Below are 13,400 nucleotides of genomic sequence, written 5' to 3'. Positions count from 1 at the left end.
ACTTATTAAGCAAATATTAAAGTTAAGTTACAGATTGAGAAATTCATAGTAATTAAATAGCTGGGGTGCTATACTCGAGTCAAGTTATAAAAGGATTAGAAAAGGTGGCACCCAATTATATGACAGAAAAATGGCGTGAAGACGAAGAATATCTTTCTTATGTAGAAGATTTATTAGCAACCGAAGAAGTCCAAAAATTAGCAGAATACACACAACATATGCATTCAACTCGTTTAGAACATTCAATTAGTGTTTCCTATCATAGCTATAAATTAGCAAAGCGTTGGAACGGCAATGCTCGTGCAACAGCTCGTGCTGGTTTATTACATGATTTGTTTTACTATGATTGGCGCACAACAAAGTTTGACGAAGGCTCTCATGCCTATGTTCATCCACGAATTGCAGCCAAAAATGCTGAAAAAATTACAGAGTTGTCTGATTTAGAACGAGACATTATTATTAAACATATGTGGGGCGCAACTATTGCACCACCAAAATACAAAGAAAGTTACATTGTAACCTTTGTTGACAAATATTGTGCTGTGAAAGAAGCGGCGTTGCCGATGACGACAGCCATGAAAACCAAATGGCGTCAGTATTTTGGTCAACAGTCAATCTAAAAAAAGCTTATCCTTACGGATAAGCTTTTTTTGTTTGACGTTGACTAAAAAGTCTAGCATTCATCTATTTAAAATAAATATTAAAAGTAATTTTGTTCTGTTAATTTCTTTTGAGCGTATCGAAAGACTGCTTCTTGATTTTCAGTTGTTAACTGTTTGTAAATGTTCATAATATTGGTTGGGACAACAAATGGCGTTTCTTCCGTTTCAGGAATACCTAAGATTTCAAGAGGTGATACATCTAAAACTTTAGATAAGGCGACAATTTTATCCCTCCCCATATTTTCAATCATTCCAGTTTCCCATTTCCTGACGGTACTTTTTCCAACACCAACAAAATTTCCAACTTGTTCTAATGTAAGATTTTTCTCCATCCTTTTTTGCTTCAAAAAATTTTCTTTCAAAAAAACCACCTCCGTAAAAACATTCTAGCACAAAAAGTGTCGCAAAAGAAACATGTTTTACTCTATACATAGAGTGATAAATAACTATTGAATAGGCATATATTGACGGTTTTTTCACAAAATGATATACTTCCAGTGTCTAATAAGACACTAAAAGGGGTGAAAAGGGGGAGTAAAATGGAATCAAATTTAATTCATTCAAAATTGAAATTAAAAGGGAAAAATGTTGAATGGTTAGCAAGTGAAATGACCGCTGCAGGTCAACCAATCTCAGCTTCAACAATTTATAAGAAATTAAAAGGAGAGGTTGTATTTAAAGCTTCAGATATTAAATTGATTTCTAAGTTGTTAGATCTGGAAAGCGAAGAAATCATGGTTATTTTTTTTAATGAACTAGTGTCTAAAAAGACACGTGGAGGTTGTTAAAGGTAATGAGTTATTCTTCTATTGCACTTTCCAGAGTTGCGTGGTATTATTTTTAATAGTTTAATAGCAACATGGTGATGGTGTTCACCACGAACTATTTATTGGACGAATAAATTAATGACGCCTACCAAACGGGAGAAGTGTACCCTTTGGTAGGCTTTTTCTGTACGCTAGGATTGGCGATAAGAAAATTGTAAAGGAGCATGTAAAGTGAAAAAAGAAACAAAGCAACTACTATCAATCGGCGGTTATATGGCAAAATGGTTGCTCATTACCGCAATTATTGGTTTATTTATGGGGGCGTTATCCGCCTTTTTCTTAAAGAGTCTCACCTATGTAACAGATGTTCGTTTAGTAAATCCTTGGTTACTCTTTATCCTCCCCATTAGCGGTGTCGTTTTTACGTATTTCTATACGCGTTTTGGGAAAAATGCTAGCCGAGGAAATAACTTAGTGATTGAACAAGGCAATGGCGGGGAAGAAGATATTCCCTTGCGCTTAATTCCTTTAACATTGTTTGGCACGATTACTACGCACTTATTTGGTGGTTCTGTTGGTCGTGAAGGGACGGCGGTGCAAATGGGGGGCGCAATCGCAAATGCTGTAGGAAAAGTCTTTAAACTGTCCGCTTTGGAACGACAAGTAATTATTATTAGCGGAATTAGTGCAGGTTTTAGTTCTGTTTTTGGCACACCATTAGCGGGAACGGTTTTCGGATTAGAAGTTTTGGCGATTGGAAAAGTTCGTGCAGAGGCACTTTTCCCAAGTTTTTTTGCAGGCTTATTTGCTAATTTTGTGACTGAAAGTTTTGGTGTAACACATACGCATTATCCGATGGGCAAAATTCCGACTTGGTCGGTTGAACTATTTGTAAAATTATTTTTGGCATCGATTTGTTTTGGTTTGGCAGGTTGGGTTTTTAGTCGTTCCATTGTCTTTTTAAAAAAGACCTATGCAAATTGGTTTGCTAATGTCTACCTTCGTGCGTTTCTTGGCGCTTCCATTGTCGTTCTGTTTGTGGTCGTCTTAAACAACCAACGTTATTTAGGCTTGAGTTTACCTTTATTAGAAGATGCATTTGCAGGTAATGCGCAGCCTTTTGATTTTATTGGGAAATTATTCTTTACGGTGTTATCCTTGGGTGCCGGATTCCAAGGAGGGGAAGTAACGCCATTGTTTGAAATTGGGGCTACGTTAGGGAGTTCTTTGGCCCCTTTGTTACATCTGTCAATTCCTTTTTTAGCAGGTTTAGGATTTATTGGTGTTTTTTCTGGCGCCACGAATACGCCGATTGCTTGTTTCATTATGGGCATTGAACTATTTGGTAGTGAAGCGGCAGTCTATTTTTTCATGGTCTGCTTAATCAGTTTTATGTGTTCAGGAAATAGCGGTATTTATGCTTCGCAACAAAGTTTGTATCGCAAAGGAACAGCAGAATATCCTCTCTTTAATGCATTAAAAAATCGACGTAAATAAGATGTTTTTTTATGAAAATATGCTAAACTAGAGAAGATGAGGTGAAGACATGAAAGACTATCAATATCCATTAGATTTAGATTGGACGACAGAGGAAATGGTGATTGTCACTAATATGTGGACAGCAGTTGAGCAAGCCAACGAAACAGGCTTGCCTGTTGACAAATTTTTAACAACTTATCAACAATTTAAAACGGTCGTTAAAAGTATCGGCGAAGAAAAACGCTTAGGTCGTGAATTTGAAAATGCTTCAGGATATTCGTTATATCGTACGCTTCAACAAGCTAAAAAACAGGGAAGCGGTAAATTAAAGCTGGGGGATGATTAGATGACTGAAACGCAAAAATTTATTCAAACAATTCAAAGTTGGCTTTTTGAAGCAGCCGATGTGATTCGAATGAACTTGGAATCAGAGTTAACCGTTCAACAGAAAAATGGCCGCACCGATTTAGTGACAAATATGGATGAACAAACCCAAGAATTTTTAATGAATAAAATTCAAACAAATTTTCCCGAAGATCAAATTTTAGGGGAAGAAAAAGGCTACAATACTTTAAAAAGTTTTGCTGGTCGCGTGTGGATCATCGATCCGATTGATGGCACAATGAATTTCGTGATGGAAAGAGAAAATTTTTGTATTATGTTAGCTGTTTATGAAGACGGCATTGGTAAATTAGGTTTTATCTATGATGTGATGCGAGAAGAACTTTATTGGGGCGGCAAAGGGCTTGGCGTTTATCGGAATAATCAATTATTAAAAGCGCCTACTATGAAAGCCTTGGCAGATGGATTATGGGGCATGAATGCTTACATGCATGGAAAAAATATTCATCACGCAACGGAAATCGGACAAGCAAGCATGGGCGTGCGTATTAGCGGTTGTGCAGGTTTGGAAATTATTGCTATGTTAAAAGGCAACCATCATGGCTATTTATCTAATCTAAGTCCTTGGGATTATGCAGCAGGCTTAGTACTTTTGGAAGAATTTGGGTTTAAATACTCTGGTATTACAGGAAAACCATTAACTTTTGCGGGTCGTGAATACTTTATTGCAGCAACTCCTGAAACCTATGATGAAGTATTTACCCGATATTTAAATGAATCGGAATAATCAAAGAAGAGCGTTGCTGAAAGGTAAGGCTCTTCCTTTTTTAAAAGAGAAAAATTTGTAAAAAAATGTCCTTGTTTTCAGAAAAAGCCGAATAATTTCTAAAACTTTCATTATTTTTGCAGGCGAAAGCCTTTTTTTAATGAAAAAAGTTTGCTATAATAAGCAGTCGGCTTTTATGGACTTAAGTAACATAAGCGTATATAGATAAGGAGCAATTAAATTGAAATACAGAGATGATATTCGTAACGTGGCAATTATCGCCCACGTTGACCATGGTAAAACAACCTTAGTAGATGAACTTTTAAAACAATCTGACACTTTAGATGGACACACACAATTACAAGAACGTGCAATGGATTCCAATGCACTTGAAAGTGAACGTGGAATTACTATCTTAGCAAAAAATACAGCCGTAGATTATAACGGTACACGTATCAACATTCTAGATACACCAGGACACGCGGACTTCGGTGGTGAAGTAGAACGTATCATGAAAATGGTAGATGGTGTTGTTTTAGTTGTCGATGCGTATGAAGGAACAATGCCTCAAACACGTTTCGTATTGAAAAAAGCATTAGAACAAAAAGTAACACCAATCGTGGTTGTTAACAAAATTGACAAACCTTCTGCTCGTCCTGAACACGTAGTAGATGAAGTTTTAGAGTTATTCATCGAATTAGGCGCAGACGACGATCAATTAGATTTCCCAGTTGTTTATGCTTCTGCTTTAAACGGAACTTCAAGTGAATCAGATGATCCAGCAGATCAAGAGCCAACAATGGCCCCAATTTTTGATAAAATTATTGAACATGTGCCAGCTCCAGTTGATAATTCAGACGAACCACTTCAATTCCAAGTCTCATTACTAGACTACAACGATTACGTTGGACGTATTGGGATTGGCCGTGTGTTCCGTGGCACAATGAAAGTCGGCGACCAAGTTGCGTTGATGAAATTAGATGGCAGCGTGAAAAATTTCCGTGTAACGAAAATTTTAGGTTTCTTTGGCCTACAACGTGTGGAAATTGATGAAGCAAAAGCGGGCGATTTAATTGCCGTTTCTGGAATGGAAGACATTTTCGTTGGGGAAACAGTTGTAGATGTTCACAATCAAGAAGCATTACCAATTCTACACATTGATGAGCCAACCTTACAAATGACTTTCTTAGTTAACAATTCTCCATTTGCGGGACGTGAAGGAAAATACATCACCGCTCGTAAAATCGAAGAACGTTTAATGGCTGAATTACAAACAGACGTATCTTTACGTGTTGATCCAATTGGCCCAGATTCTTGGACTGTATCAGGCCGTGGCGAATTGCATTTATCAATTTTAATTGAAAATATGCGTCGTGAAGGCTATGAATTACAAGTTTCTCGTCCAGAAGTTATTGAACGTGAAATTGATGGGGTTAAATGTGAACCATTTGAACGTGTTCAAATTGACACACCTGAAGAATACATGGGTAGCGTGATTGAATCCCTAAGTTTACGTAAAGGTGAAATGCAAGATATGATTAATGCCGGTAACGGACAAATGCGTTTAATCTTCTTAGCACCAGCTCGTGGCTTAATTGGTTATTCAACAGAATTCTTATCAATGACTCGTGGGTATGGTATTATGAACCACACCTTCGATCAATACTTACCAATGATTCAAGGAACGATTGGTGGCCGTCATCAAGGTGCACTAGTTTCAATCGATACTGGTAAAGCAACGACTTACTCAATTATGAGTATTGAAGAACGTGGTACAGTTTTCGTTGAACCAACGACAGAAGTTTACGAAGGAATGATTGTTGGGGAAAACAATCGCGACAACGATTTAACTGTGAACATCACAAAAGCTAAACAAATGACTAACGTTCGTTCGGCAACGAAAGACCAAACATCAGTCATTAAAAAACCGAAAAAATTAACGTTAGAAGAATCATTAGAATTCTTGAATGAAGATGAATACTGTGAAGTAACACCAGAAAGCATCCGTTTAAGAAAACAAATTCTTAACAAAAACGAACGCGAAAAAGCAAGCAAGAAAAAGAAAAAAGCTGAATAATTTTTCGACAAATAAACATTTAAACCAACTATGCTCGTTTTACTACGAAAATAGTTGGTTTTTTTGATGGCAAAAACGAATTAATGCGTATTTTAAGATAAGGTTATTTTTTTATGTGTGGATAACTACTCGTTATCCACAACAAGCAAATGCCGCTATTTTTGAAAGCTTTTGATAGCAAGCTTTCACAATTTTTCATTCTTTTTGATGTTTCACGTTAACTGGTGTTTCACGATTGTGTCTTGTTTTAACACACCTTGTTCCTGTTAGATTAGCGTGTTAAAATGACTTGTAGAACAAAGATTGGAGCGCAATAAATGAGTGCATTACAAGAATTATTAAAAGATACATTTGGCTATGATGATTTTCGGCCAGGACAAGAAACGATTATTCGTCATGTATTGCGACAAGAAAATGTCTTAGGCATTATGCCAACAGGTGGAGGCAAATCGATTTGTTATCAGTTGCCAGCCTTACTTTTGGATAATTTAACATTGGTGATTTCACCATTAATTTCTTTAATGAAAGATCAAGTAGATGCCCTGAATTTAATGGGGATTCCAGCTACATATATCAATAGTACCATTTCCTATCAAGAAATGAATCATCGTATTCAATTAGCGGTTAACAAAGAAGTCAAGCTATTGTATGTTGCGCCAGAGCGATTAGAATCTTATGATTTTCAACAGATGCTGACACATGTACCGATTGATTTATTGGCAGTAGATGAGGCACACTGTATTTCACAATGGGGGCATGATTTTCGTCCAAGCTATTTGCGTTTAGCAGAGATTATCGATCAATTTCAACAGCAACCAACTGTGATTGCACTAACAGCAACAGCAACGCCACAAGTAGCGGAGGATATTGTCAAGCAATTAAGAATTCCATCAGAAAATGAAATCAAAACAGGATTCGCTCGAGAAAATTTATCTTTTCAAGTCGTGAAAGATCAAAATAGAGACGTTTTTCTTTTGGAATATTTAAAGATGAATACTGGACAATCAGGTATTATTTATGCAAGCACGCGGAAGGAAGTTGAACGAATTTATCATTTATTAGAAAGTAAAAAAATTGCAGCTGGGATGTATCATGGGGGCATGAGTGAACAGTTACGTAGTGAAAATCAAGAAGCATTCTTGTATGATCAAGTGCAAGTGATGGTAGCAACAAATGCCTTTGGTATGGGGATTAATAAGAGTAATGTTCGTTTTGTCATTCACGCACAAGTACCAGGGAATATTGAATCTTATTACCAAGAAGCCGGCCGAGCTGGTCGTGACGGTCTGCCTAGTGATGCTGTATTAATGTTTGCTCCACAAGACTTGCAAATTCAACAATACTTTATTGAACAATCTGAAATGACCATTGATTATAAGCAGAAAGAGTACTTGAAATTACGGGAAATGTCACAATATGCGAATGCACAAATGTGTTTACAAAAATATATTTTACGCTATTTTGGTGAAGAAGGGACGGACTGCGGTCGCTGCTCGAATTGTCTGGATAATCGAGAATTAGTCGATATTACGGTCGATGCCCAAAAAGTCTTGTCTTGTGTAAAACGTATGGGAGAACGTTTCGGTAAGGGCTTAGTTGGTAAAGTCTTGACTGGCTCAAAAGATCAAAAAATTGATCAATGGCATTTTGATCGTTTGCCAACATACGGACTAATGAAAGGTCGCACGCAAAAAGAAGTCACACAGCTGATTGATTATTTGACAGCAGAACGTTATTTAATTCCTTCTGATGGGCAATTTCCGTTGTTATCAGTCTCGACAGAAGGTGTTCAGGTGCTTTTAGGGGAACGGAAAGTCTTCCGAAAAGAAGACCAAAAAGTTCGAAAAGTAGCAGTGGATGATGCCTTGTTTGAACGATTACGCGAATTACGTATGGACATGGCTCAAGAGGCAGGCGTGCCGCCATATGTAGTCTTTTCCGATAGTACACTTAAAGAAATGTGTGAAAAATTACCGCAAACAACGATTCAATTATTGCAAATAAAAGGGGTCGGCCAAAATAAATTAGATAAATATGGCACCGCCTTTTTAGAAGTAATTAAAGAATATCAAGAGACAAAAAAATGATATAGTTTGTTATTTTATTTAAAATTAAAAGCAGAAAATAAGAAAAAAGTCTTTTAATGTATTTGTTGTTGTATTGATAAAATAAGCTTGTTATATAAAGAGATTTCTTACTTAATATATCGCTTGGTTTTAGAAAATTTCTTAAAGGAAATTTTCTGAAATCATCATGTATCTAACTGAGAATTATGTTATAATTATTTAATTAAGATAGGGAGGTTCTGTACAAATGGACGAAGGAATTTCAAAGAAATTTGCCATTCAATTATTAGAAGACGATGCAGAACGCATTAAAATGCTTATTCGTAATCAAAAAAACAGTTTGTGCATTTCTCAATGTAAAGCATTTGAAGAAGTGGTGGATACACAAATGTATGGTTTTTCAAGACAAGTGACCTATGCGACCCGTTTGGGGATTTTAACTAATGATGAAGGACATCGCTTACTAAGTGATTTAGAACGCGAATTGAATCAATTATATACAGATGTTTATGAAGAAACACAAGAAAAAAACGAGATTGGCAAGGAGGGTTAAGCTTTGCCAAACAAAGTAAAGAAACGGCATTTGCTAGACTATAGTATTTTTATTCCATATTTAATTTTAAGCATCGTGGGATTGATTATGGTATATAGTTCCACATCCGCATTACAAGTAATGAAAGGTTTTTCACCTACCTCATTCGTTATTAACCAGGTTGCCTTTTGGGTAGTAGGGTTAGTTGCAATGTTTTTTATTTATAAGATGAAAACATCCGTTTTTCAGAATCGAAGTTTTATCATGTTTGCCATTGCAGTAATTACGGTTATGGTTTTAGCCGTTCGGATTCCTGGTATCGGGAAAGAAATTAACGGCGCACGTGGTTGGATTGAGATTGGTGGATTTTCGATGCAACCAGCTGAGTATTTAAAAATCATGGTTGTCTGGTACTTGTCTTATATTTTAGCACGGCGACAAAAGACAATTAATGGAGGCATGGATCAATTTAAACAAGCTGCCGGGCGCCCGTTGATGCTCGTTTTTGTATTAATTGCTCTAGTTGCAATCCAGCCTGACTTCGGGAATGCGGCCATTCTAACATTAATTACCATCGTGATGGTTTTAGCAAGTGGGATTAATTATATGTATACCTACTTGGTCGGTGGCTTGGGCATTTTAGGTAGTATCACGGCTATTCAGTTATTAATTATGTCTAAAGGAAAAATTTTCCCAGCGCGTTATCAATATATTTATAATCGTTTTGCTGTTTTTAAAAATCCATTTTTAGATGAACGGAACTTAGGCCATCAGTTAGCTAATTCTTATTATGCAATCAGTAATGGCGGCTGGTTTGGCAAAGGTCTAGGGAATAGTGTTCAGAAAAAAGGCTTTTTACCAGAAGCACATACGGACTTTATCTTTGCGATTACTTTAGAAGAGTTAGGCATTATCGGCGGTCTAGCGATTTTAGGATTGTTGATGTTTATGATTGCGCGAATTATTTTAGTCGGTGTACGCTCGAAGAAACCTTTTAATTCACTAATGTGTATTGGAATTGGTACAATGTTATTAATTCAAGTCTTTATTAATGTTGGTGGGATTACTGGGATTATTCCATTAACAGGAATTACTTTCCCGTTCTTGAGTCAAGGTGGGAATAGTTTGCTGATTATTTCGATTGCTGTGGCCTTTGTCCTGAATATCAGTGCAGATGAAACACGTCAGAAATTAGAAAATGAGTACTATTTATCTTTAGAACAGAACCAATAAATTTGAAGGAAATTGATGGTAGGAGTGACGTTATGAAAAAGGTATTAGTTGCCAATCGTGGTGAAATTGCGATTCGAATTTTTAGAGCTTGTACAGAATTAGATATCCAGACAGTAGCGATTTATGCTGCAGAAGATGAGTATTCTGTTCATCGTTTCAAAGCAGATGAAGCGTATTTAGTTGGTAAAGGGAAAAAACCAATTGAAGCCTATTTAGACATTGAAAATATTATCCAAATTGCCAAAAAATCGGGAGCAGATGCCATTCATCCTGGTTATGGCTTTTTATCAGAGAACTTACGCTTCGCCGAACGTTGTGAAGAAGAAGGAATCATTTTTGTTGGACCTAAAACACATCATTTAGATATTTTTGGCGATAAAATTAAAGCGAAAGAAGCAGCTGTAGCTGCGGGGATTGCTTCGATTCCAGGCTCAGATGGGCCAGTAGCAACGGTGGAAGAGGTCGTAGCTTTTGGTGAAACGCATGGCTTTCCTATCATGATTAAAGCTGCTTTAGGTGGCGGCGGTCGCGGGATGCGCGTTGCCCACGATGCCAAGGAAGCACGAGAAGGTTACGAAAGAGCCAAAAGCGAAGCGAAAGCAGCCTTTGGTTCTGACGAGGTTTATGTTGAAAAGTATATTTCTAATCCTAAACATATCGAAGTACAAATTTTAGGCGATCATCATGGGAATGTCTTGCATTTATTTGAACGTGATTGTTCCGTTCAACGGCGCCACCAAAAAGTGGTAGAAGTCGCACCATGTGTATCAATGAATGAAGAACAACGAGCAGCCATTTGTTCGGCTGCTGTGCAGTTAATGGCGCATGTCGGCTACGTGAATGCGGGAACGGTTGAGTTTTTAGTAGAAGGGGATCAGTTTTATTTTATTGAAGTGAATCCTCGTGTTCAGGTAGAACATACTATCACAGAAATGATTACAGATATTGATATTGTGATCTCTCAATTACAAATTGCGCAAGGGCTTGATTTGCATAAAGATATGCATTTGCCAAAACAAAACGAATTGACATTAAAAGGCGCGGCTATTCAATGTCGGATTACGACTGAAGATCCACTGAACCAGTTTATGCCAGATACAGGGAAAATCGATACGTATCGTTCACCAGGTGGTTTTGGTGTGCGTTTAGATGTAGGGAATGCTTATTCTGGCTACGCTGTGACGCCCTACTTTGATTCTTTATTGGTTAAAGTCTGTACGCATGGTTTCTCTTTTGAACAGGCAATCAGTAAAATGCAACGCTGCTTAAAAGAATTTCGGATTCGTGGCGTGAAAACAAATATTCCGTTTTTACAAAATGTTGTGAGCTATCCATCGTTTCAATCTGGCGAAGCCAAAACAACCTTTATTGATAATACACCTGAATTATTTGAATTTCCTCGTATGCGCGATCGTGGCAATAAAACGATGAAATACATTGGAGAAGTAACGGTCAATGGGTTCCCTGGCATTGAACGAACGGAGAAAAAATATTTTGAAGCCCCGCGCGTGCCGACAGATATTGAAGTTCCAGAAAAAGTGATCACAGCTAAAAATATTCTAGACGCTCAAGGAGCAACCGCCGTCATCGATTGGGTTAAGAATCAAGAAAGTGTGTTAATGACAGATACCACGTTCCGTGATGCGCACCAAAGTTTATTAGCGACTCGTGTGAGAACACAAGATTTTAAAGCAATTGCTGGTCTAACTGATGCAGCCCTGCCTGAGCTGTTTTCTAGTGAAATGTGGGGTGGCGCTACGTTCGATGTTGCCTATCGCTTCTTAACCGAAGACCCATGGCAACGTTTAAGAAAAATTCGTCAGTTGATGCCAAACACACTTTTACAAATGCTGTTCAGAGGATCTAATGCGGTAGGCTATCAAAATTATCCTGATAATGTTATTGAAGAATTTATTAAAGAATCCGCTCGCCAAGGAGTCGATGTTTTCCGAATTTTTGATAGCTTAAACTGGATTCCTCAAATGGAAAAAAGTATTCAAGTCGTTCGGGATACCGGAAAAATTGCGGAAGCAGCAATTTGTTATACTGGGGACATCAATGATCCAGCCCGAGCAAAATATAATGTTCAATATTACCTTGATATGGCTAAAGAATTGGAAAATTTAGGTGCACAAATCATTGCGATTAAAGATATGGCTGGCTTATTGAAGCCACAAGCTGCTTATCGTTTAATTAGTGAATTAAAGGCAGCCACGGATTTACCAATTCATCTCCACACTCACGACACTAGTGGCAATGGGATCATCACTTATTCAGCGGCTACTAAAGCAGGCGTTGATATTGTTGACGTCGCAATGAGTGCGATGAGTGGCGCAACTAGCCAGCCAAGTATGAACAGTCTATATTATGCTTTAGTCAATGGTGAACGGACGCCAACTATTAACATTGATAATGCACAGAAAATCAATCATTATTGGGAAGATGTGCGCATGTATTATCAACCATTTGAAAATGGGTTAAATGCCCCGCAAACAGAAGTCTATATGCATGAAATGCCTGGTGGTCAATACTCTAATCTACAGCAGCAAGCAAAAGCGGTAGGCTTAGGGCACCGTTGGGATGAAATCAAAAAAATGTATCACACAGTGAATTTGATGTTTGGTGATATTGTAAAAGTGACGCCATCTTCAAAAGTCGTGGGAGACATGGCACTCTTCATGGTTCAAAATAATCTGACAGAACAAGATGTTTATGCGCGTGGTGAAGAACTAAGTTTTCCTGAATCAGTTGTGACTTTTTTCCAAGGTGATTTAGGTCAACCAGTTGGTGGGTTCCCGAAAGAGCTCCAACGAATTATTCTAAAAGGTCGACCAGCCTTCACAGAGCGGCCAGGTGACTTAGCAGCACCAGTTAATTTTGCGAAAGTACAAGAAGAATTAGCCGAAAAAATTGGGTATCAACCTAAATTGGAAGAAGTTTTAAGTTATTTAATGTATCCACAAGTATTTTTAGAGTATCGTCAAAAATACGAAACCTTTGGAGATATAACCTTATTAGATACGCCAACATTCTTTAATGGTATTCGTCAAGGAGAGACATTGGAAGTTCAAATTGAACGAGGAAAAACGTTAATTATTCGTTTAGATGAAATTGGCGAACCTGATATTGACGGAAACCGTGTCTTGTTCTTCAATTTGAATGGGCAACGTCGTGAGGTTTTAGTTAAAGATGCCTCTATTAAGTCAGCTGTTCAAGTAAAACAAAAGGCGGAACCAACTAATAAAGAACAAATCGGCGCAACGATGTCTGGTTCTGTTCTACAAGTATTGGTCAAACGTGGCGATAAAGTAGAAAAAGGTCAGCCGTTGCTGATTACAGAAGCCATGAAAATGGAAACGACTATCGAAGCACGTTTTGCGGGCACGGTAGATCACATTTATGTTGAAGAAGGCGAAGCAATCAGCTCAGGTGATTTGTTATTAGAAGTAAAAGAAAAATAAGATGAGAGGGGAAAA

General features: G+C 37.6%; 11 protein-coding genes and 1 riboswitch. Of the genes, 10 read left to right on the top strand and 1 reads right to left on the bottom strand.

The features are described 5' to 3' along the window. Window positions 1–119 precede the first annotated feature (119 nt). Window positions 120–620, top strand: coding sequence for an HD domain-containing protein (locus IGL37_RS09820; RefSeq protein WP_002356666.1), 501 nt, complete (start codon window positions 120–122; stop codon window positions 618–620). A gap of 80 nt (window positions 621–700) precedes the next feature. On the opposite strand, the gene IGL37_RS09815 is transcribed toward IGL37_RS09820, so the two are convergent. Next, window positions 701–1,033, bottom strand: a complete 333-nt coding sequence (locus IGL37_RS09815) for a helix-turn-helix domain-containing protein (protein WP_002362215.1) — start codon at window positions 1,031–1,033, stop codon at window positions 701–703. A 93-nt stretch (window positions 1,034–1,126) separates the two neighbouring features. Between IGL37_RS09815 and IGL37_RS09810 the strand changes: the two genes are divergently transcribed. The 9 genes from IGL37_RS09810 to IGL37_RS09770 all read left to right on the top strand — a co-directional run bounded on the left by IGL37_RS09810 (window position 1,127) and on the right by IGL37_RS09770 (window position 13,385). Then, the gene (locus tag IGL37_RS09810) at window positions 1,127–1,450 is read left to right on the top strand and encodes a hypothetical protein (protein WP_002401897.1); all 324 of its coding nucleotides are present in this window, start codon (window positions 1,127–1,129) and stop codon (window positions 1,448–1,450) included. 64 nt (window positions 1,451–1,514) lie between these two features. After that, a riboswitch (Fluoride riboswitch) is annotated at window positions 1,515–1,584 on the top strand. A gap of 118 nt (window positions 1,585–1,702) precedes the next feature. Then, window positions 1,703–2,926 carry a voltage-gated chloride channel family protein gene (locus IGL37_RS09805; RefSeq protein ID WP_372477021.1) on the top strand — a complete coding sequence of 408 codons (1,224 nt, stop codon included), beginning with the start codon at window positions 1,703–1,705 and terminating at the stop codon, window positions 2,924–2,926. Between the two features lie 49 nt (window positions 2,927–2,975). Further along, a complete protein-coding gene (locus tag IGL37_RS09800; protein ID WP_002356679.1) occupies window positions 2,976–3,254 on the top strand; it encodes a UPF0223 family protein in 279 nt (92 codons plus the stop codon). After that, on the top strand, window positions 3,255–4,037 hold the full coding sequence (locus IGL37_RS09795) for an inositol monophosphatase family protein (RefSeq protein ID WP_002356680.1): 783 nt from the start codon (window positions 3,255–3,257) through the stop codon (window positions 4,035–4,037). Between the two features lie 220 nt (window positions 4,038–4,257). Next, window positions 4,258–6,093: a translational GTPase TypA gene (gene typA, locus IGL37_RS09790; RefSeq protein ID WP_002356682.1), complete on the top strand. Its 1,836-nt coding sequence runs from the start codon at window positions 4,258–4,260 to the stop codon at window positions 6,091–6,093. Window positions 6,094–6,410: 317 nt separating this feature from the next. Beyond that, complete coding sequence (gene recQ, locus IGL37_RS09785; protein ID WP_002356683.1) at window positions 6,411–8,180, top strand: DNA helicase RecQ; 1,770 nt, start codon at window positions 6,411–6,413, stop codon at window positions 8,178–8,180. Window positions 8,181–8,406: 226 nt separating this feature from the next. Then, window positions 8,407–8,712, top strand: a complete 306-nt coding sequence (locus IGL37_RS09780; protein WP_002356684.1) for a YlaN family protein — start codon at window positions 8,407–8,409, stop codon at window positions 8,710–8,712. A 3-nt stretch (window positions 8,713–8,715) separates the two neighbouring features. After that, on the top strand, window positions 8,716–9,924 hold the full coding sequence (locus tag IGL37_RS09775) for an FtsW/RodA/SpoVE family cell cycle protein (protein WP_002356686.1): 1,209 nt from the start codon (window positions 8,716–8,718) through the stop codon (window positions 9,922–9,924). Between the two features lie 32 nt (window positions 9,925–9,956). Further along, window positions 9,957–13,385: a pyruvate carboxylase gene (locus IGL37_RS09770; protein ID WP_033626434.1), complete on the top strand. Its 3,429-nt coding sequence runs from the start codon at window positions 9,957–9,959 to the stop codon at window positions 13,383–13,385. The last annotated feature ends 15 nt before the right edge of the window (window positions 13,386–13,400 follow it).

Source organism: Enterococcus sp. AZ119 (genome assembly GCF_050546175.1).
Lineage (GTDB): Bacteria > Bacillota > Bacilli > Lactobacillales > Enterococcaceae > Enterococcus > Enterococcus faecalis.
Note: the sequence above shows the minus strand (reverse complement) of the source record. Positions and strands in the feature narration are given on the sequence as shown.